General features: G+C 56.3%; 27 protein-coding genes. 21 read left to right on the top strand and 6 right to left on the bottom strand.

The annotated features are described in order from the left end of the window. Positions 1–288 precede the first annotated feature (288 nt). The 3 genes from ACMWKA_RS24695 to ACMWKA_RS24685 are packed head-to-tail and all read right to left on the bottom strand — an operon-like array spanning position 289 to position 2426. A complete protein-coding gene (locus ACMWKA_RS24695) occupies positions 289–1158 on the bottom strand; it encodes a phosphoribulokinase (protein ID WP_013099054.1) in 870 nt (289 codons plus the stop codon). A 30-nt stretch (positions 1159–1188) separates the two neighbouring features. Next, positions 1189–1407 carry a YheU family protein gene (locus ACMWKA_RS24690; RefSeq protein ID WP_013099053.1) on the bottom strand — a complete coding sequence of 73 codons (219 nt, stop codon included), beginning with the start codon at positions 1405–1407 and terminating at the stop codon, positions 1189–1191. Beyond that, positions 1404–2426 carry a hydrolase gene (locus ACMWKA_RS24685; RefSeq protein WP_045295038.1) on the bottom strand — a complete coding sequence of 341 codons (1023 nt, stop codon included), beginning with the start codon at positions 2424–2426 and terminating at the stop codon, positions 1404–1406. Before ACMWKA_RS24685 ends, ACMWKA_RS24690 begins: the two co-directional genes overlap by 4 nt. A 228-nt stretch (positions 2427–2654) precedes the next feature. On the opposite strand from ACMWKA_RS24685, the gene mdcA reads away from it, so the two are divergent. The 8 genes from mdcA (at position 2655) to mdcH (ending at position 9701) form a co-directional block, all read left to right on the top strand. Continuing rightward, on the top strand, positions 2655–4310 hold the full coding sequence (gene mdcA, locus ACMWKA_RS24680; protein ID WP_013099050.1) for a malonate decarboxylase subunit alpha: 1656 nt from the start codon (positions 2655–2657) through the stop codon (positions 4308–4310). After that, positions 4310–5167, top strand: coding sequence for a triphosphoribosyl-dephospho-CoA synthase (locus ACMWKA_RS24675; protein ID WP_040023833.1), 858 nt, complete (start codon positions 4310–4312; stop codon positions 5165–5167). Before mdcA ends, ACMWKA_RS24675 begins: the two co-directional genes overlap by 1 nt. Before the next feature lie 9 nt (positions 5168–5176). After that, a complete protein-coding gene (gene mdcC, locus ACMWKA_RS24670) occupies positions 5177–5476 on the top strand; it encodes a malonate decarboxylase acyl carrier protein (protein ID WP_040023835.1) in 300 nt (99 codons plus the stop codon). Then, the gene (locus tag ACMWKA_RS24665; protein ID WP_040023837.1) at positions 5469–6302 is read left to right on the top strand and encodes a biotin-independent malonate decarboxylase subunit beta; all 834 of its coding nucleotides are present in this window, start codon (positions 5469–5471) and stop codon (positions 6300–6302) included. The genes mdcC and ACMWKA_RS24665 overlap by 8 nt, the downstream gene beginning before the upstream one ends. After that, positions 6302–7102 carry a biotin-independent malonate decarboxylase subunit gamma gene (gene mdcE, locus ACMWKA_RS24660; protein ID WP_013099046.1) on the top strand — a complete coding sequence of 267 codons (801 nt, stop codon included), beginning with the start codon at positions 6302–6304 and terminating at the stop codon, positions 7100–7102. Before ACMWKA_RS24665 ends, mdcE begins: the two co-directional genes overlap by 1 nt. A 123-nt stretch (positions 7103–7225) precedes the next feature. Next, positions 7226–8185 (top strand): AEC family transporter, encoded by a 960-nt coding sequence (locus tag ACMWKA_RS24655; protein ID WP_029882149.1) that lies wholly within the window; start codon positions 7226–7228, stop codon positions 8183–8185. A 2-nt stretch (positions 8186–8187) separates the two neighbouring features. Then, on the top strand, positions 8188–8805 hold the full coding sequence (locus tag ACMWKA_RS24650) for a malonate decarboxylase holo-ACP synthase (RefSeq protein WP_040023840.1): 618 nt from the start codon (positions 8188–8190) through the stop codon (positions 8803–8805). Continuing rightward, positions 8805–9701: a malonate decarboxylase subunit epsilon gene (gene mdcH / locus ACMWKA_RS24645; RefSeq protein ID WP_040023841.1), complete on the top strand. Its 897-nt coding sequence runs from the start codon at positions 8805–8807 to the stop codon at positions 9699–9701. The genes ACMWKA_RS24650 and mdcH overlap by 1 nt, the downstream gene beginning before the upstream one ends. Positions 9702–9763: 62 nt before the next feature. On the opposite strand, the gene ACMWKA_RS24640 is transcribed toward mdcH, so the two are convergent. Next, the gene (locus ACMWKA_RS24640; RefSeq protein WP_013099042.1) at positions 9764–10696 is read right to left on the bottom strand and encodes a LysR family transcriptional regulator; all 933 of its coding nucleotides are present in this window, start codon (positions 10694–10696) and stop codon (positions 9764–9766) included. A gap of 15 nt (positions 10697–10711) precedes the next feature. Beyond that, complete coding sequence (locus ACMWKA_RS24635) at positions 10712–12616, bottom strand: ABC transporter ATP-binding protein (protein ID WP_013099041.1); 1905 nt, start codon at positions 12614–12616, stop codon at positions 10712–10714. A gap of 138 nt (positions 12617–12754) precedes the next feature. Between ACMWKA_RS24635 and kefG the strand changes: the two genes are divergently transcribed. The 4 genes from kefG (at position 12755) to slyD (ending at position 16004) form a co-directional block, all read left to right on the top strand. Then, on the top strand, positions 12755–13306 hold the full coding sequence (gene kefG / locus ACMWKA_RS24630) for a glutathione-regulated potassium-efflux system ancillary protein KefG (RefSeq protein WP_013099040.1): 552 nt from the start codon (positions 12755–12757) through the stop codon (positions 13304–13306). Then, positions 13306–15111, top strand: coding sequence for a glutathione-regulated potassium-efflux system protein KefB (gene kefB / locus ACMWKA_RS24625; protein ID WP_020690480.1), 1806 nt, complete (start codon positions 13306–13308; stop codon positions 15109–15111). The genes kefG and kefB overlap by 1 nt, the downstream gene beginning before the upstream one ends. Positions 15112–15124: 13 nt before the next feature. Further along, complete coding sequence (locus tag ACMWKA_RS24620; RefSeq protein ID WP_013099038.1) at positions 15125–15325, top strand: YheV family putative zinc ribbon protein; 201 nt, start codon at positions 15125–15127, stop codon at positions 15323–15325. A gap of 94 nt (positions 15326–15419) precedes the next feature. Continuing rightward, a complete protein-coding gene (gene slyD, locus ACMWKA_RS24615; RefSeq protein ID WP_013099037.1) occupies positions 15420–16004 on the top strand; it encodes a peptidylprolyl isomerase in 585 nt (194 codons plus the stop codon). A gap of 51 nt (positions 16005–16055) precedes the next feature. On the opposite strand, the gene ACMWKA_RS24610 is transcribed toward slyD, so the two are convergent. After that, positions 16056–16274, bottom strand: coding sequence for a protein SlyX (locus tag ACMWKA_RS24610; RefSeq protein WP_003861693.1), 219 nt, complete (start codon positions 16272–16274; stop codon positions 16056–16058). A gap of 238 nt (positions 16275–16512) precedes the next feature. Here ACMWKA_RS24610 and fkpA point away from each other — a divergent pair, with 238 nt between their 5' ends. The 9 genes from fkpA to ACMWKA_RS24565 form a co-directional block, all read left to right on the top strand. After that, a complete protein-coding gene (gene fkpA, locus ACMWKA_RS24605) occupies positions 16513–17334 on the top strand; it encodes an FKBP-type peptidyl-prolyl cis-trans isomerase (protein ID WP_013099036.1) in 822 nt (273 codons plus the stop codon). 166 nt (positions 17335–17500) lie between these two features. Further along, positions 17501–18223, top strand: a complete 723-nt coding sequence (locus tag ACMWKA_RS24600) for a transcriptional regulator (protein WP_003861697.1) — start codon at positions 17501–17503, stop codon at positions 18221–18223. Continuing rightward, positions 18223–18609 (top strand): sulfurtransferase complex subunit TusD, encoded by a 387-nt coding sequence (gene tusD, locus ACMWKA_RS24595; protein ID WP_048972832.1) that lies wholly within the window; start codon positions 18223–18225, stop codon positions 18607–18609. The genes ACMWKA_RS24600 and tusD overlap by 1 nt, the downstream gene beginning before the upstream one ends. After that, positions 18609–18968, top strand: a complete 360-nt coding sequence (gene tusC, locus ACMWKA_RS24590; protein ID WP_048972831.1) for a sulfurtransferase complex subunit TusC — start codon at positions 18609–18611, stop codon at positions 18966–18968. Before tusD ends, tusC begins: the two co-directional genes overlap by 1 nt. A gap of 7 nt (positions 18969–18975) precedes the next feature. Next, positions 18976–19263, top strand: coding sequence for a sulfurtransferase complex subunit TusB (gene tusB / locus ACMWKA_RS24585; RefSeq protein ID WP_013099033.1), 288 nt, complete (start codon positions 18976–18978; stop codon positions 19261–19263). Positions 19264–19387: 124 nt separating this feature from the next. After that, a complete protein-coding gene (gene rpsL / locus ACMWKA_RS24580; RefSeq protein ID WP_000246815.1) occupies positions 19388–19762 on the top strand; it encodes a 30S ribosomal protein S12 in 375 nt (124 codons plus the stop codon). A 96-nt stretch (positions 19763–19858) separates the two neighbouring features. Then, positions 19859–20329 (top strand): 30S ribosomal protein S7, encoded by a 471-nt coding sequence (gene rpsG, locus ACMWKA_RS24575; RefSeq protein ID WP_003861706.1) that lies wholly within the window; start codon positions 19859–19861, stop codon positions 20327–20329. 96 nt (positions 20330–20425) lie between these two features. Further along, positions 20426–22540: an elongation factor G gene (gene fusA / locus ACMWKA_RS24570; RefSeq protein ID WP_029882142.1), complete on the top strand. Its 2115-nt coding sequence runs from the start codon at positions 20426–20428 to the stop codon at positions 22538–22540. Positions 22541–22609: 69 nt separating this feature from the next. Then, positions 22610–22915, top strand: a 306-nt coding sequence (locus tag ACMWKA_RS24565; RefSeq protein WP_004386159.1) for a GTP-binding protein, incomplete at its 3' end; no start/stop codon positions are given.

The following is a 22915-nucleotide window of genomic DNA, read 5'->3' as shown; positions in this document are numbered from 1 at the left end:
CTCAGTCGCCACCACCCTGGCGACCCGGGCTCCCGGCGGTAAATCGCCGCTTCGCGGTGCCCTCGGCTTATTCCTTCCGGCTTATCGGGGACGGGCGGAGGTAACATCCCTGTAAATCCGCCCTCTCGGCGCATCCATGCGCCTCGCCCCGGCCTGCAGGAAACGCCTCAGCGATTTACAGCCGGACCAGGGCGTCGCTGTAAATCATTCATTTTCCTGAAACAACATTCATCGCTTTCGGTAAAAAATTACTGGGGATCCCTCAACCCACCGGCAGAGGGAATATGATTATGCGATCTGTTTCCCTTCCATCAACCGCTGCACCAGCGGCGTCATGATCAGCTCCATCGCCAGCCCCATTTTTCCGCCGGGCACCACTAACGTATTCATGTGAGAAATAAACGAACCCTGCAGCATCGCCAGCAGCCAGGGGTAATCGATGCCGTCGAGATTGCGGAAATGGATCACCACAAAGCTCTCATCCAGCGACGGGATACTTTTGGCCGCGAACGGGTTGGAGGTGTCCACCGTCGGCACACGCTGGAAGTTGATGTGGGTGCGGGAAAACTGTGGTGTCAGGTAATTGATGTAATCTTCCATTGAGCGAACGACCGAATCCATCACCGCCTCGCGCGAATGGCCGCGCTCGCTGATGTCTCGCGTCAGCTTCTGGATCCACTCCAGGTTCACGATTGGCACCACGCCGACCAGCAGATCCACATGTCGCGCCACGTCGTGATGCGGCGTCACCACGCCGCCGTGCAATCCTTCGTAAAACAGCACGTCGGTAGGTTCCGGCAGCGGCTGCCAGGGGGTAAAGGTGCCCGGGACCTGATTCCAGGGAACGGCTTCGTCGTAGGTGTGCAGATACTTGCGGGACTGCCCTTTGCCGCTTAGGCCGTACTCCTGAAACGTTTGCTCCAGCAGGCCGAAGTCATTGGCCTCCGGGCCGAAGTAGCTGATGTGTTTGCCCAAATCACGCGCTTTGCGGATGGCCATGTCCATCTCCGGGCGCGTATAGCGGTGAAAGCTGTCGCCTTCGACCTCCGCCGCGCGGAGATTCAACTGGGCGAAAATCTTGCGAAACGCGAGGCTGGTGGTGGTGGTTCCCGCACCACTCGACCCCGTAACGGCAATAACCGGATGTCTGGCAGACATAGCAACTCCCTGACTGGAAAGGTTGAAAGATCAGCCGTGAAACGCGTTGCGGGGCATGATATTGACCGTCTCATGCAGTTCAGACCACACCAGCACCACGTCGCCGCTTTTAAGCTGGCGTTTAACATCGTTGACCTTTTGCTCAAGCGAGCGTTCATGTTCACCATAATCGGTGCCTTCACGCAAGACAAAGCTTTCAATCAGATTATCGAGCGTTTCGGGCGCCAGATCCTGCCAGGGGATAATCATGTTGCACCGTCCAGGTAAGGGGTTAACCAGTCAGGAATGCGCGTCTCCAGCCACATTTTCGGGCGACGCAGCGTTCCGCCGACAAACCCCACATGACCGCCGTGCTCGGTCAGCTGATAGTGGACGTTGTCGGGCAGAAATTCCTGTGCAGGGATGGAGTGATGATCCATAAACGGGTCATCTTTCGCGTGAATGATCAGCGTCGGCTGAGTGATCTTGCTGAGCAGCGGCATGGCGCTGCACTGACGATAGTAGTCAATGGCATCGGCGAACCCATGAATTTTGGCGGTGATCAGGTCGTCGAACTCACGAATGCGGCGGACCTTTTTCAACTGTCGCAGGCTTACTGGCAGGGTATCCGGATAGGCCTTCAGCTTGCGCGCTGCATTGGCTTTTAGCAGGTTGAGCAGATAGCGCTGATAGACCCGGGAAAAGCCTTTCTCCATGTGGTAACTGCACTGTTCCAGCATGAAGGGGGCAGAGACAATCACCGCGGCATTCAGCGGTACCGCGTCTCCCTCTTTGGCCAGCAGACAGGCCAGCATATTTCCGCCGAGCGAATAGCCCACCGCCGCCGTCGGCACGGTGCCGAAATTATTCCGCAGCCAGTGCAAAAACCAGGTGCCATCTTCGGTTTCGCCGGAGTGATAGATGCGTTTCTGACGATTCGGCTCGCCGCTGCATCCCCGAAAATGCATCACCACGCCCAGCCAGCCGCGCGCTTTTGCCGCCTGGATTAACCCATGGGCATACGGGCTGTGCAGGCTGCCTTCCAGACCGTGAAACACCACCAGGCGGGGTTTATGGCGCGCCTGTTCGGGATCTTCGCTCCAGGCGAGATCCAGAAAATCACCGTCCGGCAAATCCAGCCGCTGCCAGTGCGGAGTGAACTGCACCTTGCGGCGGATCAGGCGCGGCAGCATGGTCTGCAGGTGGCAGTTGGCCACGCCGCGCATGGGCACGAAATCAGTGCTGTCTTCGGCGGTGAGGTCGAAGTCTGAGGGAATGATTTGGGTCATAAGGGCGATGCTGATTCTTGTCAGAAATTTACTATACCTTCCGAATTGTACCCCGTTTAGCCTGGTTTTCCGAAGCATGAACTGATCCCGATCACAAATATTTACCTTGATTATTACTCTCAGGCTAATGATTCCACTCTACGCTTAATTGATGCCTTTTCCGCCAGGGTGCAGACTTTACTCAGCGTTAAGCAAATCAAAATGATGTGCTGAATCAGGAGGTTAATAATGTTATCTGGGCAAATACCCACCCGGCAATGGAACACCCGACGCAGCGAAAAAGCGCGTCGTCTGGCCTCCGTACCGGTGCAGGGCAAGGTTCTGCCAACCGGCGACCTTGTCGCCATGCTGGAAAAGCTGATCGCGCCAGGCGATAAGGTCGTTCTGGAAGGCAACAACCAGAAGCAGGCGGATTTTCTTTCCCGCTCGCTGGCCGAAGTAAACCCGCAAATTGTGCATGACCTGCACATGATCATGCCAAGCGTTGGCCGCAGTGAACATCTGGATATCTTTGAGAAGGGCATTGCCCGTAAGCTGGACTTCTCCTTCTCCGGCACACAGAGCCTGCGCATCTCCCAGCTGCTGGAGGATGGTCAACTCGAAATCGGTGCTATACATACCTATATCGAACTGTATTCGCGTCTCTACGTCGACCTTTCACCAAACGTGGCGCTGATCGCCGGGTTTAAAGCAGACCGCAAAGGCAATCTCTACACCGGGGCAAGTACCGAAGATACCCCGGCGCTGGTGGAGGCCGCCGCGTTCCACGATGGCATCGTCATCGCACAGGTTAACGAGCTGGTGGACGACGAATGCGACCTGCCGCGCGTTGATATCCCAGGCTCCTGGATTGACTACGTGGTGGTGGCCGACAAGCCATTCTTTATCGAACCGCTGTTTACCCGCGACCCGCGCCTGATCAAACAGGAACATATCCTGATGGCGATGATGGCCATCAAAGGCATCTACGCTGAACACCAGGTGCAGTCTCTGAACCACGGGATCGGTTTTAACACCGCGGCAATTGAGCTGCTGCTGCCCACCTACGGTGAACAGCTCGGCCTGAAGGGCAAAATCTGTAAACACTGGACGCTGAACCCGCATCCGACGCTGATCCCGGCGATTGAAAGCGGCTGGGTGGAGAGCGTGCACTGCTTCGGCGGCGAACTGGGGATGGAAGAGTACATCCGCGCCCGTCCGGACGTCTTCTTCACCGGTGCTGACGGCTCCATGCGCTCCAACCGCGCCTTCTGCCAGCTGGCGGGCCAGTACGCGGTGGATATGTTTATCGGCTCAACCCTGCAGGTGGATGGTTACGCCAACTCCTCAACGGTGACCCGTGGTCGTCTCTCTGGCTTCGGCGGCGCGCCGAACATGGGCCATGATCCACACGGCCGTCGCCACGCCACTCCGGCCTGGCTGAACATGATCACCGAACCCGACCCGATGCAACGCGGTAAAAAACTGGTCGTGCAGATGGTGGAAACCTTCCAGGCGGGCGTGAAGCCCACCTTCGTGGAAAAACTGGACGCCGTTGACGTGGCGAAAGCCTCCGGCATGCCGCTGGCACCGGTGATGATTTACGGCGATGACGTCACCCACGTGCTGACGGAAGAGGGGATTGCCTACCTCTACCGGGCAAAAGATCTGGAAGAGCGTCGCGCCATGGTCGCAGCCGTGGCCGGTATCACCGATATCGGTCTGGGCGTGGATGCCAGACGCGTGGCGGAACTGCGCCAGAGCGGCAAGGTCGTGTACCCGGAAGACATGGGGATTCGCCGTACCGATGCCACCCGCTCTCTGCTGGCGGCGGGCAGCGTGGCTGACCTCGTTGAGTGGTCCGGCGGTCTCTACAACCCACCTGCGAAATTCCGGAGCTGGTAATGACACTACTGCCCCAGATTCAGGTTGAAGGCGGTGCCGAATGGCTGGCGCGAACCGCCACGCAGTGTCTGATTGACGAAGCACGCTTAAGCCCGAAACCCGGTCTGGTGGACAGTCGGGGGAACGGCGCGCACCACGATTTATCGCTTGCGCTGATGGAGCGCTCCGCGCACAGCCTGACCTCCACGTTTCAGGCGCTGGCGCAGCAGAGCTGGCAGCGTCCGGCGGATATTGCCCTACGGCAAACCGTTGGCCGCCTTGGCCGTGAAGGCGAACGGCAGATGATGATCGCCACCGACGGCGTGAATACGCACCGTGGCGCAATCTGGGCGCTGGGGCTGCTGGTGAGCGCGGTGGCGATGCTGGGTGGCGACGCCCGCGCGCAAACCGTCGCTAACACCGCCGCACAGCTGGCGCAACTCCCGGACGACGCGGCACCGAAGGTGTTCAGTAAGGGGTTACGCGCCACGCACCGCTACCGCGTACCGGGCGCGCGTGAAGAGGCTCAGCAGGCGTTTCCGCACATCATGCAGCGCGCGTTGCCGCAGCTTCGCCTGAGCCGTCTCAACGGCAGCAGCGAAACAAACGCCAGACTCGACGCGCTGATGGCAATCATGACTTCGCTCACCGATACCTGCGTGCTGTCGCGCGCCGGAATGGAGGGGCTGGACGCCATGCAGAACGGCGCCCGGGCGGTACTGAACGCCGGAGGATGCGCAACGCTCGCGGGGCAGCAGGCGCTGGCGCGGTTAGATCGCCAGATGCTGACGCTCAATGCCTCACCGGGCGGTGCCGCCGACCTGCTTGCCGCCACGCTGTTTCTTGACCGTGTCGAAACGCCCTATTCAAAGCATTAAGAGGATGTTATGGAAAAAATCACATTGACCATGCCAGCCAGCCGCACGTTAAGCGGCCAGGCGCTGGCAGGGGTAGTTGGATCCGGGGATATGGAGGTGCTGTTCACCGCCGAACCGGGCCAGACCTTAACCATTGATATCACCACCTCCGTCGACAACAGCCGTGGGCGCTGGGAGGCGTTATTCAGCCGCCTGGAGACCGTCAGCAGTCTGCCCGCAGGCAAACTGACCATCCACGACTTTGGCGCGACGCCGGGCGTGGCGCGCATTCGTATCGAACAGGTTTTTGAAGGGGTGAGCCATGCGTGATGACAGCAGCTTTATCGAATTAAAAGCGCGCCAGCGTGCGCAGGCGTTGCTCGACGAGGGCAGCTACCGCGAACTGCTGGATCCGTTTGCAGGCATTATCTCTCCGTGGTTGGGGCCACAGGGCATTGTGCCGCAGGCCGATGACGGCATGGTGGTCGCGAAAGGGACTATCAACGGCCAGCCTGCGGTGGCCGTGGCGATTGAAGGCGCGTTCCAGGGCGGCAGCATGGGCGAGGTCTCCGGCGCGAAAATGGCAGCAGCGCTGGAGCTGGCGGCGGAAGATAACCGCAACGGCATTCCGACTCAGGCGGTGCTGTGCCTCGAAACCGGCGGCGTACGCTTGCAGGAAGCTAACCTCGGCCTGGCGGCGATTGCCGATATCCACGCGGCGATTGTTGACCTGCGTCGCTACACGCCCGTTATCGGGATTGTGGCCGGGACCGTGGGCTGCTTCGGCGGGATGTCCATCGCCGCGGCGCTTTGCAGCTACCTGATTGTGACCCGCGAAGCGCGTCTGGGGTTAAACGGCCCGCAGGTTATTGAGCAGGAAGCGGGCATTGAAGAGTACGACTCCCGTGACCGTCCGTTTATCTGGAGCATGACAGGCGGTGAGGTGCGCTATCAGAGCGGGCTGGTGGACGCGCTGGTCGGCGATGGCGTGAATGCGGTGAAAGCCGCGATGAACGAGGCCATCGCCAAAGGCGTCCCGGCAAAACATCGCACCGATAACTACGACGATTACCTGAACCGCCTGATGAATTTCGACACCCGCAAGCAGGCCGATGCCGAACAGATTAACGCGCTTTTTGCCCGGGAGGTGAAATGATGAGTAACGCAATGAGCCGTGGCGAACGCTGGCTGGAAACCCTCGCCCCGAACGCCAAACGTATTGAGGGGCTGTGCCCGTCCGTGCAGGCGGCAGACGGCGAGCTGAACGGTGAAACGGTGCGTTTTATCGCCGTAGTGCCGGATGCCAACAACCACTTCCCGCGCGCGGCGAAAGGGGAAGTCGGCCTGCTTGAAGGCTGGACGCTGGCGAAAGTGGTCAGCGAAACCGTCGCGGCAGATGCTGATAAAGCCGTTAAACGCCCGATTGTGGCGGTGATCGACGTCCCAAGCCAGGCTTATGGCCGTCGCGAAGAGGCGTTTGGTATCCACCAGGCGCTGGCAGGCGCTGCGGCCGCCTACGCCAACGCGCGCCTGGCGGGTCATGCGGTGATTGGCCTGATTGTGGGTAAAGCCATGTCCGGCGCGTTTCTGGCGCATGGTTACCAGGCCAACCGACTGATTGCTTTTAACGATAAAGGCGTGCTCATTCATGCCATGGGGAAAGCGTCTGCCGCGCGGATCACCCTGCGCAGCGTGGAGGCGCTGGAAAAACTGGCCGCCACTATCCCACCTATGGCGTATGACATCAGCAACTACGCCACGCTGGGGCTGCTCTCGAGCCTGCTGGATATCAGCAACCCGGATGCCCCATCCGATAGCGACCTGACGCTGGTGAAAACCACCCTGCAACAGGCCATCAGTGACGCTCGTCAGGATCCGACGCTGAAAAGCCGTCTGGGTGCTGACAATCGCCGCAGCTCGGCGCTCGTACGCGAACGTATGCGCGCCAGCTGGTAAGTAAAAAGAGACCTGCCAGATGCACAACCTCACGGGCGTATCCGTTACGCCCGTGCGGGAAACTGCATCCTGAAAATAATAATCATCGCGCCAGTGCTACTTCTTTTTAATCACAGGTGATTTATGACTTACGTAATTGTTCATGCTCTCGCACCGATTTTCGTCATCATGCTGCTGGGATTCTGGGCCGGTAAGGCAAAGATGGTCGATAACAAAAATGTTTCCCTGCTCAATATCTTCGTCATGGATTTTGCGCTGCCTGCCGCGTTGTTCAGCGCGACCGTGCAAACCCCGTGGACCGGTATCGTGGCGCAGTCGCCGCTGATCCTGGTACTGACTCTGGCGATGTGGATCACCTACGCAGCTATCTATTTCCTTGCCACGAAGGTCTTTAAAAAATCCCCTCAGGATGCGGCCGTGCTGACGCTCACCGTCGCGCTGCCAAACTATGCGGCGCTTGGTCTGCCGATTCTGGGCAGTGTGCTGGGTGAAGGATCTACCACGTCTCTGTCTGTGGCGGTCTCTATTGCCTGCGGGTCCGTGCTGATGACGCCGTTCTGTCTGCTGATCCTGGAGCGGGAAAAAGCGCGCGCTGAGGGCAATACCTCCGGCTCAACCCTCTCTATGCTGCCGGTGCTGATGTGGCGATCCATTAAAAAACCGATCGTGATGGGGCCTCTGCTGGGTGTGATTTTATCCGCCATCGGCATCAAAATGCCGGAACTGGTCCTCTCTGCAATTAAACCGTTGGGGCTGTCCGCCACCGCTGCGGCGCTGTTCCTGACCGGGGTGATCCTCTCTGCCCGTAAGCTGCAGATCAACACCATGGTGATCACTTCCACTATCGCTAAGCTGCTGATCCAGCCAGCCATTGCCTGGGGTATCGTTTTAATCTTCGGTCTGCACGGCTCCGTGGCGATCACCGCCATTCTGATGATTGCGCTGTCTGCGGGCTTCTTCGGAGTCGTGTTTGGTAACCGCTTTGGCGTGCAGTCACCGGATGCAGAAGCGGTACTGCTGTTAAGCTCAGTCCTGTGTATCCTGTCGCTGCCGCTGTTTATCTCGCTGACTTCAGGAATGTAATCATGACCACAACATTACGCCCCCACGACCTCATCTGGCTTACCTCGCGCGACGCGCTGGAAGGTATTACTGAAACCTGGGTGGATGCCGCCTGGCATACCGGCCTGCCGGTGGTGGTGCGGCGTGATGTTGATAACGATGACCGAATCCCCGTTGGCGTGCGCGGACTGCGCCGCGACCAGCGGGCGGCTGGTTGGGTGAAGCCCGGGAATGTGTTACGCGTGGTGTCACCTGAAGAGCTGTGCGTCACCGCCGATCTGCTGCGTTCGCCGTTTGTCACCCAGCCACCGGTTCAGGTGGCGTTACAGCTTGCGCAGCAGTCGTGGCCGTGGACGTGGGGCATAACCGGCAGCACCGGCTATGCGCTGGCGACCGGCATTCCGGTGATCCATGCCGACAGCGATCTTGATCTGCTGATCCGCGCCCCGCAGCCGATATCACCCGACGCGTTTACCGCCTGGCAGTCGCAGTTGAGTGGTGCGCTGTGCCGGGCTGATACCCAGGTGGATACGCCAGAGGGCGGATTCGCGCTGGCGGAGTGGCTGCGCGATGGCAAAACGTTGCTGAAAACCCGCCGTAGGCCACGCCTGGTGGTTGACCCATGGCGCAGGGAGGAGTGATGAAAATACTGTTTACCTTTCCGGGGCAGGGTACGCAGCATGAAGGTATGCTGCAAAACCTGCCGGGAACGGAACTGGCTCAGGCGCGTGAGGTGCTGGGTGCCGAAGTTGATACGCTGGACAGTGCCGCCTCGTTAACCCATACCCGTGCGGTTCAGCTTTCCCTGCTGATTGCTGGCGTGTCCTGGGCGCGCGAGCTGGAGCGACGTGACGTGTCGCCTGACATCGTCAGCGGTTTATCGATTGGTGCTTATCCCGCGGCGGTAGTAGCAGGGGCGCTGGAATTTACGGACGCCCTTAAGCTGGTGGCGCTGCGTGGCGATCTGATGGAACAGGCCTGGCCCCACGGCTACGGCCTGACGGCCATCATGGGCTTAACCCTGCCGCAGGTGGAACAGCTTATCGAGGGTAGCGGAACGTATATTGCTAACCTGAATGCCGAAACGCAGATCGTCATTGCCGGATCCGATGAAGGGATGGCGCAGGTAGCAAAACGCGCTCTGGAAAAGGGGGCGAGCAAAGTGCAAAGGCTGGCAGTCAGCGTGCCATCCCATTGTGAACTGCTGGCGAAGCCGGCACAAAAGCTGGCCTCGGCGTTTGAGTCCGTCACGCTGGCTCGTCCACGCTGTGCGTACCTGAGCGGCAGCACCGGGCGCGTGCTCTGGCAGCCGGAAAAGATCGCGGACGATCTGGCGATGAACATGGCGCGTACGGTGCGCTGGCAGGAGGCGATGATTTCCGCGAACGAACGCGAAGCCCGGCTGGCGATCGAGATGCCGCCCGGTGGCGTCCTGACCTGTCTGACGCGACAGGCGGCGTGGGAAGGGGAGACCCTTTCACTTGAGCGCAGCGGTGTGGATGTGGCGGTGCATCTGGCAGGAAGGCTTCGTGCGTGAATTTTTAGCCCGGTGGCGGCTGCGCCTTACCGGGTCTACGGGTTCGGTTGCCTTGTTTTGTATCACACACTTTCCTGCAGGCTGCGCGCATACATCCGCCCTTCGGCGGCTAATGCCCGCAGGCTCGGGTCCTGCTCGCGGTTGCGGGCAAAGACAATCGCGATAAGCTGCTGCATCTGGTACGGTTCTGCCAGCTTCAGTAGCTGCACTGAATTTTCGTAGACCTTCTTCATCCTGCCCGGCATCAGCGTAAAGCCGACGCCCGCCTGAACCAGGCTGAGCATTGAGAAAATGTCATTCACGCGGGTGACGATTTCCGGTTCAAATCCGGCGATATGAAATGCCTCCTGGAACCCCGCATAGGTGGCAAACCCTTCTGCCAGCGAGACAAATTTCTGATCTTTGTAATCGCGTAAATCCGCCAGCCCGCTGGTATTCAGCGTGGCAGAGGCAGGCGCGGCCAGGAAAATGTCATCATGAAACAGGGGGAGGACTTCAAGGCTGTTGCGGTCGATATTGCTTTCGGAAATCGAGATGAGGATCGCGTCCAGCGTACCGTCGTCAAGCATATGCAGCAACGTATCGTTAGAGCCCATCGTCAGATCCATCTCCAGATCCGGGCGACGCAGCTTCATGCCCATGATCAGGCGCGGCACGGTTTCCAGCGTCAGCGAGTAGAGCGTGCCGACGCGCAACCGTCCCTGACCAATACCGGCGACCTTACGGGACTCTTCCAGCCCGCGCTCCATCACCTGCATAACTTCCTGACAATACTCCAGCAGCGTCCAGGCGGACGGAAGGGCAATCAGGTTACGTCCCTTATGGGTAAAGAGCGGACAGCGGACGTTCTCTTCAAGAGTATGCAGTGCACGATGCACGCTGACGCCGCTCAGACCCAGCGTTTCGGCAGTACGCGCGATATTGCCTTTCTCCATAAACGTCATGAAGATGCTGAGCTTACGGAATGTAATGTCGCTCGTGATATCGAAACCCATAACCCTCCCGGCGTGTCAGTCAGCCTGCAGCATCGCTTCCAGCTGTTCCTGGGCATCCAGCCATGCCATTTCGCACTCTTCGAGGCTGGATTTGGTCTTCGCCTGGGTTTGCAGACAGTCGGTCAGCTCCGCTTTACGGCTCTGGTCATACAGTTCGCTGTCGCCCAGCTTCTCTTCAACGGCGGCAAGCGTGGCGTTGAGCTTTTCCATCTCTTTTTCGAGACGGGCAATCTCTTTACGCAGTGGTTGAGTCTGAGTACGCAGTTCAGCTTCACGACGCTTCTGATCTTTACGCGCCTGCGCGCTGTTGGCGTTCTCTTTCGCCGACTCTTCCGGCTGGTTCTCTTGCTTCTGCACGTCCGTCAGCCACTGCTGATAGTCTTCCAGGTCGCCGTCAAACGGCTCGACTTTTCCGTCGTGCACCAGATAGAGATCGTCCGTGGTGGAGCGGATCAGGTGACGATCGTGCGAGACCACAACCAGCGCGCCCTCAAACTCAATCAGCGCTTCGGTCAGCGCCTGACGCATGTCGAGGTCGAGGTGGTTGGTCGGTTCATCGAGCAGCAGCAGGTTCGGGCGCTGCCAGACGATCAGCGCCAGCACCAGACGCGCTTTTTCGCCGCCGGAGAAACGCTCTGTGTTTTCAGTGACCTTATCACCCTGGAAGCCAAAGCCGCCGAGGTAGTCGCGCAGCTTCTGCTCCATCTCCTGCGGCGCCAGACGCGCCAGATGCTGGATAGGGGACTCGTCCGCACGTAAAAATTCCAGCTGATGCTGGGCGAAGTAGCCAAGCTTGATGCCTTTCGCCAGACCGATTTCGCCGCTTACCGGGTTAAGCTCGCCCGCCAGCAGTTTGATGAGCGTTGACTTACCGGCACCGTTACGCCCCAGAAGACCAATGCGCGAACCCGGTACCAGGTTGAGTTTGATGGAGTCGAGGATGATGCGATCGCCGTATCCGGCGCTCACTTTTTCCATCTTCAGCAGCGGGTTTGGCAGGCTCTCCGGCTCGCGGAAGCTAAAGTGGAACGGGTTATCCACATGCGCCGGGGCAATCATCTCCATGCGTTCCAGCATCTTGATGCGGCTCTGGGCCTGCTTGGCCTTCGAGGCTTTGGCCTTGAAGCGGTCAACAAAACTCTGCAGATGCGCCACGCGCTGCTGCTGACTTTCGTACATCGCCTGCTGTTGAGCGAGGCGCGTTGCGCGCTGGCGTTCGAAAGAGCTGTAGTTACCGGTGTACTCGAACATATTTTGCTGTTCGATATGAATGATTTTATCCACCACCGGATCGAGGAAGTCGCGGTCGTGGGAGATCAGAATCAGAGTGCCCTGATAGCTCTTGAGCCACTTCTCCAGCCAAATGACCGCATCGAGATCGAGGTGGTTGGTCGGTTCATCGAGCAACAGCAAATCGGAGCGGCAGATCAGCGCCTGCGCCAGGTTAAGACGCATACGCCAGCCACCGGAGAAGTCGCTGACGGGACGTTCAAGCTGTTCGTTGCTGAACCCCAGGCCGTGGAGCAGGCTGGAAGCGCGGGAGCGAATGGTCCACGCGTCGATGGCGTCCAGCTTGCCGTGGACGGTGGCGATGGCGTGGCCATCGTTGCGCTCGTTGGCGGCGTTCAGTTCCGCTTCCAGCTTACGGTATTCACGATCGCCATCAATAACATAGTCGAGCGCCGGCTCACTCAGGGCGGGCGTCTCCTGGTTTACCCAGGCGAGCTGCCAGTTTCCCGGATAAGTAAAGTTACCGCCATCCGCGCTAATCTCGTTTTTCAGCAGCGCCAGCAGGGTGGATTTGCCGCAGCCATTTTTGCCGACCAGACCCACTTTTTGACCTGGATTAATGGTGGCGGTGGCGTTATCCAGCAGGACGCGCACGCCGCGGCGAATTTGTAACGAGGAGAAAACAATCATAGAAGCGCCGTATGTTCCGACTATGTTAATTTGTCATTATGATAATGTAAGGTGTGGGCCATTTTCCGCACCGGGCCGCCATGGTAGCCCAAAACAACGACGATACACAAAAACAGAAACAGAACCGGGAGGGGAGTGATGTCTCAGACAGCAAAAGTGCTGCTGCTGTATGCCCATCCGGAATCTCAGGACTCGGTGGCAAACCGCGTCCTGCTTAAGCCGGCTACTCAGCTCAGTAACGTGACGGTGCACGATCTCTACGCGCACTACCCTGATTTCTTTATCGATATTCCGTACGAGCAGGAATTGCTGCGTCAGCATGATGTGATTGTGTTCCAGCATCCGCTCTATACCTATAGCTGTCCGGCCCTGCTGAAAGAGTGGCTGGATCGGGTGCTGAGCCGGGGGTTTTCCAGCGGGGTGGGGGGCAACCAACTGGCGGGAAAGTACTGGCGTAGTGTGATTACCACCGGTGAGCCGGAGAGCGCCTACCGCTACGATGGCCTTAACCGTTATCCGATGAGCGATATCCTGCGACCGTTTGAACTGACGGCGGCGATGTGCCGTATGCACTGGATGAGCCCGATTATTGTCTACTGGGCACGACGTCAGGATCCGAAGGAGCTGGCGAGCCACGCCAGAGCGTACGGTGAATGGCTGGCATCACCGATTCCGGCAGGAGGGCGTTAATGGAAGGATCGAATTTACTCCTCGCCGGGGTGCTGTTTTTGTTTGCCGCAGTGGTGGCTGTACCGTTGGCCGCACGGCTCGGTATTGGCGCGGTACTCGGGTATCTGTTGGCGGGGATCGCGATTGGCCCCTGGGGGCTGGGATTCATCAGCGATGTCGATGAAATTCTCCATTTCTCCGAGCTGGGCGTGGTCTTCCTGATGTTCATCATTGGCCTGGAGCTTAATCCGTCAAAGCTGTGGCAGCTCCGGCGCTCTATCTTTGGCGTTGGCGCGGCGCAGGTGCTGTTCAGTGCGGCCATTCTGGCCGGATTGCTGATGCTCACTGACTTTTCGTGGCAGGCGGCGACCATCGGCGGTATTGGCCTTGCCATGTCCTCAACGGCGATGGCATTGCAGCTGATGCGGGATAAGGGCATGAACCGCAGTGAGTCGGGGCAACTGGGGTTTTCGGTGCTGCTGTTTCAGGATTTAGCGGTGATCCCGGCGTTAGCGCTGGTGCCGCTGTTGGCCGGGCCGGGTGACGATCACTTTGACTGGGCAAAAGTCTCCATGAAGGTGCTGGCTTTTGCGGGCATGCTAATTGGGGGACGTTTTCTGCTGCGGCCGGTGTTCCGCTTCATCGCCGCGTCAGGCGTGCGTGAGGTGTTTACCGCCGCAACGCTGCTGCTGGTATTAGGCTCTGCGCTGTTTATGGACGCGCTGGGGCTGTCGATGGCGCTGGGTACGTTTATCGCCGGGGTGCTGCTCGCCGAGAGCGAATACCGCCACGAACTGGAAATTGCGATCGAACCCTTTAAAGGGCTGCTGTTAGGGCTGTTCTTTATTTCGGTGGGCATGGCGCTCAATCTCGGTGTGCTCTATACCCATCTGCTGTGGGTTATTGTGAGCGTGGCTGTGCTGGTGGCGGTGAAAACGCTGGTGCTGTATGTCCTGGCGCGTATATCCGGGCTGCGCAGTTCGGAACGTATGCAGTTTGCCAGCGTGCTAAGCCAGGGGGGAGAGTTCGCGTTTGTGCTGTTCTCTACGGCATCGTCCCAGAAACTGTTCAAAGACGATCAGATGGCGCTTTTGCTGGTGACGGTCACGCTGTCGATGATGACCACACCGCTGCTGATGAAGCTTGTGGATAAACTGCTGTCGCGCCGCTTAAACCCGGCTGATGATGAAGACGAAGCCCCGTGGGTGGAAGACGATAAGCCGCAAGTGATTGTGGTGGGGTTTGGCCGCTTCGGGCAGGTGATTGGTCGTCTGCTGATGGCGAACAAAATGCGCATCACGGTGCTCGAGCGGGATATCAGCGCGGTCAACCTGATGCGCAAATATGGTTATAAGGTTTACTACGGCGATGCGACGCAGCTCGAACTGCTGCGATCCGCAGGTGCGGAGGCGGCGGAGTCGATCGTCATAACCTGTAACGATCCGGAAGATACGATGAAGCTGGTCGAACTCTGCCAGCAGCATTTCCCGCATCTGCATATTCTGGCGCGTGCGCGGGGACGTGTTGAAGCGCACGAACTGTTGCAGGCGGGTGTGAAACACTTCTCGCGTGAGACGTTTTCCAGTGCGCTGGAGCTGGGGCGCAAGGCGTTGATTTCGCTGGGTATGCACCCGCATCAGGCGCAGCGGGCCCAGATGCACTTCCGACGGCTGGATATGCGAATGCTGCGCGAGCTGATGCCCGTACACACGGATACGGCGCAGATTTCCCGCGTGCGGGAAGCGCGTCGCGAGCTGGAGGAGATTTTCCAGCGTGAGATGCAGCAGGAACGACGCCAGCTGGACGGCTGGGACGAATTTGAATAAAGGGTAACCAAATATGGCTGTACGTAAACGCTTTATTGCGGGCGCAAAGTGCCCTTCCTGCCAGGCGCAAGATACTCTGGCAATGTGGCGTGAAAATAATATTGATGTTGTTGAGTGTGTTAAGTGCGGCCACCAGATGCGTGAGGCCGACAAAGAAGCACGCGATCATGTACGCAAAGAAGAGCAAGTGATCGGCATTTTTCATCCGGACTAGCGATATGCCCTGAGTTTTTTTAAGCTAAAGGGTACACGGGTGCAGATTTCCGCTACAATCTGCGCCAGCAATTTTCCCACGCTCAGGAGATATCATGAAAGTAGCAAAAGACCTGGTGGTCAGCCTGGCCTATCAGGTACGTACAGAAGACGGTGTGTTGGTTGATGAGTCTCCGGTGAGTGCGCCGCTGGACTACCTGCATGGTCACGGTTCCCTGATTTCCGGCCTGGAAAACGCGCTGGAAGGTCATGAAGTTGGCGATAAATTTGACGTTGCTGTAGGCGCGAACGACGCATACGGCCAGTATGACGACAACCTGGTTCAGCGCGTTCCTAAAGACGTGTTCATGGGCGTTGACGAACTGCAGGTTGGCATGCGCTTCCTGGCGGAAACTGACCAGGGCCCGGTTCCGGTTGAAATTACTGAAGTTGAAGACGACCACGTTGTGGTTGATGGCAACCACATGCTGGCTGGCCAGAACCTGAAGTTCAACGTAGAAGTTGTCGCTATCCGTGAAGCAACCGAAGAAGAGCTGGCTCATGGCCACGTTCACGGTGCGCACGGTCATGACCATGACCACGATCACGGCCATGACGGCTGCTGCGGTGGCCACGGCCACGACCATGGTCACGACCACGGTAAAGGTGGTTGCGGTAACGGCGGCTGTGGCTGCCACTAATTCCGTATAACGGAAAATAAAAAAGCGGGATTATCCCGCTTTTTTTTCGCCTCAATAGTGAGGTGGTGGCGTCTCTTCAGACTGTGAGGCGATGTTTGACGGCTGCGTAGCCTTCAGCTTTTCCGTCAGCAGGCGCATATGATCCCGCAGTTTCGCCATTTCGAGTTCATGCGCGGTCACGGTCTGGTTAAGCTCTTCGATGGTGATGTCCTGAAAAGCCAGGCGGCTTTCCAGTTCAGCCAGTCTCGCTTCAATCGTTGTGTCCTTCATCATTCACCTCGTCTGTTTCTGATTCGCCATAATGGGCCAGCGGCGGCGAAGTTTAACTGAGTTTGTTCCTTAGTGCAGTATCCATCCCTTTGGCAAGAAACTTATTTAAACAAAAATAGTCTTAAAAGTGGCGAGAATCGGGAGAGTCTGTCTGTAGATTTCTTCCACAACGTTTTATAGTACGTAGCTCATTTACGTTTAATGCTGGGGTGAGAGTCCCCAGGCCCTGGAGATATGGATGAAATCACTGTTTAAAGTAACGCTGCTGGCGACGACGATGGCTGTTGCGCTGAACGCGCCGCTGTCCTTCGCTGCTGATACTGCTGCGAAGCCTGCTGCAACTGCAGACAGCAAAGCGGCGTTCAAAAATGACGACCAGAAATCTGCCTACGCACTGGGCGCATCTCTGGGTCGTTACATGGAAAATTCTCTGAAAGAACAAGAGAAACTGGGCATCAAACTGGACAAAGCTCAGCTGATCGCGGGTGTTCAGGATGCGTTTGCTGATAAGAGCAAACTGTCTGACCAGGAAATTGAACAGACTCTGCAGGCGTTCGAAGCGCGTGTGAAAGGTGCCGCTCAGACGAAGATGGAAGCGGACGCGAAAGACAACGAAGCGAAAGGCAAAGCCTACCGCGATACCTTTGCTAAAGAGAAGGGCGTAAAAACCTCTTCTACCGGTCTGGTATACAAAGTTGAGAAAGAAGGTACCGGTGATGCACCGAAAGACAGCGATACTGTCGTGGTGAACTACAAAGGTACGCTGATCGACGGTAAAGAGTTCGATAACTCCTACACCCGCGGTGAGCCGCTCTCCTTCCGTCTGGATGGTGTGATCCCAGGCTGGACTGAAGGTCTGAAAAACATCAAGAAAGGCGGTAAGATCAAGCTGGTTATCCCACCGGATCTGGCCTATGGCAAAACCGGCGTTCCGGGTATCCCTGCCAACTCTACGCTGGTGTTTGACGTAGAGCTGCTGGATATCAAACCGGCACCGAAAGCCGATGCGAAACCAGAAGCGCAGGCAGATCAAAAAGCTGCCGCAGACGCGAAGAAGTAATGTAATGAAAACCGCCGCCTTTAAGGCGGCGGTTTTTTTTATTGTGGGGCAGATATAATTAACACTGGAAAGTGCCAGGTACGCTGTATTAATTTAGTTGTCCGTGTAGATAATGAGCCTGCCCTGAAAACCTAACGACAGGCTCCTGAAAAGGAGTGTTTTTTTCATGTCCAGGTCGCTTTTAACCAACGAAACCAGTGAACTTGATTTGCTGGATCAACGTCCTTTCGACCAGACCGACTTCGATATTCTGAAATCCTACGAAGCGGTGGTGGACGGGTTAGCGATGCTCATTGGGTCCCACTGCGAAATCGTATTGCACTCCCTGCAAGATCTGAAGTGTTCCGCCATCCGCATTGCTAATGGTGAGCATACTGGCCGTAAAATTGGTTCGCCAATTACCGACCTTGCATTGCGTATGCTGCATGACATGACCGGCGCGGACAGCAGCGTCTCCAAATGCTATTTCACTCGCGCCAAAAGCGGCGTGCTGATGAAATCAGAAACCATTGCTATTCGAAATCGCGAGCATCGTGTGATCGGACTGCTGTGCATCAACATGAACCTTGATGTGCCATTCTCGCAAATCATGAGCACCTTTATTCCGCCTGAAACGCCAGACGTGGGCTCTTCTGTTAACTTTGCCTCTTCAGTTGAGGATCTCGTCACGCAGACGCTGGAGTTCACGATTGAAGAGGTGAATGCCGATCGCAACGTATCGAACAACGCCAAGAACCGTCAGATCGTGCTGAATCTCTATGAAAAAGGCATTTTTGATATCAAAGACGCCATCAATCAGGTGGCTGACCGCCTGAACATTTCCAAACATACGGTCTACCTCTATATTCGCCAGTTCAAAAGCGGTGATTTCCTGGGGCAAGATAAGTAATGCGTTTTGCGTTAATGGTGACAGGCCCGGCGTATGGCACTCAGCAGGCCAGCAGCGCGCTGCAATTTGCCCAAGCGCTGCTAAAAGCCGGACACGAACTGGTGAGCGTCTTCTTCTATCGGGAAGGGGTTTATAACGCGAACCAGTTTACGTCGCCGGCCAGCGATGAGTTTGATCTGGTGCGCGCCTGGCAGGCGTTAAATGAGACGCAGGGTGTTGAATTGCATATCTGCGTGGCAGCGGCCCTGCGTCGCGGTGTCGCTGATACAACCGAAGCCGCGCGTCTTGGTTTAGCCGGTTCCAACCTGCAGCCCGGATTTACGCTAAGTGGTCTGGGCGCGCTGGCGCAGGCTGCGCTCACCTGTGACCGAGTGGTGCAATTCTGATGAAACGCGTAGCGTTTGTTTTTACCACTGCCCCGCACGGTAGCGCATCGGGCCGAGAAGGGCTGGATGCGCTGCTCGCGACATCTGCATTGACCGAGGAGATCGGCGTCTTCTTTTTAGGGGACGGGGTGTTTCAGCTTCTGGCGGGCCAGCAACCGCAGGCGATTTTGATGCGGGATTACATCGCCACCTTTAAAGTGTTGCCGCTGTACGACATTGAAACCTTCTATGTGTGTGCCGACTCGCTGGCCGCTCGCGGATTAGATGAGAAGACGCCTTTTGTTCTGGATGTCACGTGCCTGTCTTCTGCTGCGCTGCGCGAACAACTCTCTCACTACGACACTGTTCTGACTTTCTGAGGCTGCCATGCTCCATACCCTGAGCCGCTCACCGTGGCAATGTGATATCGACACGCTACTGAGCATGCTGCGCGAAGGTGATGACCTGCTGCTGATTCAGGATGGCGTACTTGCTGCGCTGGAAGGCAGCCGTTTCGTTGAAATCCTTACAAATGCCCCCATAACTGTCTCTGCGCTAAAGGACGATCTGGATGCGCGGGGTCTTTCTGGTCAAATTTCAGCCAAAATTGACGTGGTTGGCTATACTGATTTCGTCAATCTTACTGTGACGCACGCCAGTCAAATGAACTGGTGATTTGAGATCGCTGTATATTTCTTGACACCTTTTCGACGTAGCCCTAAAATTTCGCGTCCTCATATTGTATGAGGTCGTTTTATTACGTGTTTACGAAGCAAAAGCTAAAACCAGGAGCTATTTAATGGCAACAGTTAACCAGCTGGTACGCAAACCACGTGCACGCAAAGTTGCAAAGAGCAACGTGCCTGCGCTGGAAGCATGCCCGCAGAAACGTGGTGTATGTACTCGTGTGTATACCACCACTCCTAAAAAACCAAACTCCGCACTGCGTAAAGTATGCCGTGTGCGTTTGACTAACGGTTTCGAAGTGACTTCCTACATCGGTGGTGAAGGTCACAACCTGCAGGAGCACTCCGTGATCCTGATCCGTGGCGGTCGTGTTAAAGACCTTCCGGGTGTTCGTTACCACACCGTTCGTGGTGCGCTGGACTGCTCAGGTGTTAAAGACCGTAAGCAGGCTCGCTCCAAGTACGGCGTGAAGCGTCCTAAGGCTTAATGGTTCTCCGTTAAGTAAGGCCAAACTGATTTATCTTAATGTCAAACTAAACTCGTAGAGTTTTGGACAATCCTGAATTAACAACGGAGTATTCCCATGCCACGTCGTCGCGTCATTGGTCAGCGTAAAATTCTTCCAGATCCGAAATTCGGATCAGAACTGCTGGCAAAATTTGTAAATATCCTGATGGTAGATGGTAAAAAATCTACTGCAGAAGCAATCGTATACAGCGCGCTGGAGACCCTGGCTCAGCGTTCTGGTAAAAATGAACTGGAAGCTTTCGAAGTCGCTCTCGACAACGTTCGCCCAACTGTAGAAGTTAAGTCCCGCCGCGTTGGTGGTTCTACTTATCAGGTTCCAGTTGAAGTTCGTCCGGTTCGTCGTAATGCCCTGGCAATGCGTTGGATCGTTGAAGCTGCTCGTAAACGCGGTGATAAATCCATGGCTCTGCGTCTGGCGAACGAACTTTCTGATGCTGCAGAAAACAAAGGTACTGCAGTTAAGAAACGTGAAGACGTTCACCGTATGGCAGAAGCCAACAAGGCGTTCGCACACTACCGTTGGTAATCCCTTCGGAGTATTAGTCACCAGGCGGGCGCTTCAGAGAAGCTGCCCGCTCTGGGTTACTTAACTGAACGCCTAAAGAAACAAACGAGGAATCAAATGGCTCGTACAACACCCATCGCACGCTACCGTAACATCGGTATCAGTGCGCACATCGACGCCGGTAAGACCACTACTACCGAACGTATTCTGTTCTACACCGGTGTAAACCATAAAATCGGTGAAGTTCATGACGGCGCAGCCACCATGGACTGGATGGAACAGGAGCAGGAGCGTGGTATTACTATCACCTCCGCAGCGACTACTGCATTCTGGTCAGGTATGGCTAAGCAGTACGAACCGCATCGCGTAAACATCATCGACACCCCAGGGCACGTTGACTTCACCATCGAAGTAGAACGTTCCATGCGTGTTCTTGACGGCGCGGTAATGGTTTATTGCGCAGTTGGTGGTGTTCAGCCACAGTCTGAAACCGTATGGCGTCAGGCGAACAAATATAAAGTTCCACGCATCGCGTTCGTTAACAAAATGGACCGTATGGGTGCTAACTTCCTGAAAGTTGTTGGTCAGATCAAAACCCGTCTGGGCGCGAACCCTGTTCCGCTGCAGCTGGCAATTGGTGCTGAAGAAGGCTTCACCGGCGTTATCGACCTGGTGAAAATGAAAGCCATCAACTGGAACGATGCAGACCAGGGCGTTACCTTCGAATACGAAGATATCCCGGCTGAGATGCAGGACCTGGCTGACGAATGGCACCAGAACCTGATCGAATCCGCTGCTGAAGCTTCTGAAGAGCTGATGGAGAAATACCTGGGTGGTGAAGAACTGTCTGAAGAAGAGATCAAAAAAGCTCTGCGTCAGCGTGTTCTGAACAACGAAATCATCCTGGTAACCTGTGGTTCTGCGTTCAAGAACAAAGGTGTTCAGGCGATGCTGGATGCGGTAGTTGACTACCTGCCATCCCCGGTTGACGTTCCTGCGATCAACGGCATCCTGGACGACGGTAAAGATACTCCGGCTGAGCGTCACGCAAGCGACGACGAGCCGTTCTCTGCACTGGCGTTCAAAATTGCTACCGACCCATTCGTGGGTAACCTGACCTTCTTCCGCGTTTACTCTGGTGTGGTTAACTCCGGTGACACCATCCTGAACTCCGTGAAAGCGGCGCGTGAACGTTTTGGCCGTATCGTACAGATGCACGCTAACAAACGTGAAGAGATCAAAGAAGTTCGTGCGGGCGACATCGCTGCAGCTATCGGTCTGAAAGACGTGACCACCGGTGACACCCTGTGTGACCCGGATCACCCGATCATTCTGGAGCGTATGGAATTCCCTGAGCCGGTAATCTCCATCGCGGTTGAACCAAAAACCAAAGCTGACCAGGAAAAAATGGGTCTGGCTCTGGGCCGTCTGGCGAAAGAAGACCCATCATTCCGCGTATGGACTGATGAAGAATCTAACCAGACCATCATCGCAGGTATGGGTGAACTGCACCTGGACATCATCGTTGACCGTATGAAGCGCGAGTTCAACGTTGAAGCGAACGTGGGTAAACCTCAGGTTGCTTACCGCGAAGCGATTCGCGCGAAAGTTACCGATATCGAAGGTAAACACGCTAAGCAGTCTGGTGGTCGCGGTCAGTACGGTCACGTTGTGATCGACATGTACCCACTGGAGCCGGGCTCTAACCCGAAAGGTTACGAGTTCATCAACGACATCAAAGGTGGTGTAATTCCTGGCGAATACATCCCTGCCGTTGATAAAGGCATCCAGGAACAGCTGAAAGCGGGCCCTCTGGCTGGCTATCCGGTTGTTGACATGGGTATCCGTCTGCACTTCGGTTCTTACCACGACGTTGACTCCTCTGAACTGGCGTTTAAACTGGCTGCGTCTATTGCCTTTAAAGAAGGCTTTAAGAAAGCAAAACCAGTTCTGCTTGAGCCAATCATGAAGGTTGAAGTAGAAACTCCTGAAGAGAACACCGGTGACGTTATCGGTGACTTGAGCCGTCGTCGCGGTATGCTGCGCGGTCAGGAATCCGAAGTAACTGGCGTTAAGATCCACGCTGAAGTTCCGCTGTCTGAAATGTTCGGATATGCAACTCAGCTGCGTTCTCTGACCAAAGGTCGTGCATCATACACCATGGAATTCCTGAAGTATGATGATGCGCCTAACAACGTTGCTCAGGCCGTTATTGAAGCCCGTGGTAAGTAATCCACAGGATTAAAACCTAAGTCCCGTGCTCTCTCCTGAGGGGAGAGCACTATAGTAAGGAATATAGCCGTGTCTAAAGAAAAATTTGAACGTACAAAACCGCACGTCAACGTTGGTACTATCGGCCACGTTGACCATGGTAAAACTACCCTGACTGCTGCAATCACTACCGTTCTGGCTAAAACCTACGGTGGTTCTGCTCGTGCATTCGACCAGATCGATAACGCACCAGAAGAAAAAGCTCGTGGTATCACCATCAACACCTCTCACGTTGAATATGACACCCCGACTCGCCACTACGCACACGTAGACTGCCCAGGCCACGCCGACTATGTTAAAAACATGATCACCGGTGCTGCGCAGATGGACGGCGCG

This window comes from Enterobacter sp. 03-F-07-AD-ECC (assembly GCF_047530935.1).
GTDB lineage: Bacteria > Pseudomonadota > Gammaproteobacteria > Enterobacterales > Enterobacteriaceae > Enterobacter > Enterobacter cloacae.
Note: the sequence above shows the minus strand (reverse complement) of the source record. Positions and strands in the feature narration are given on the sequence as shown.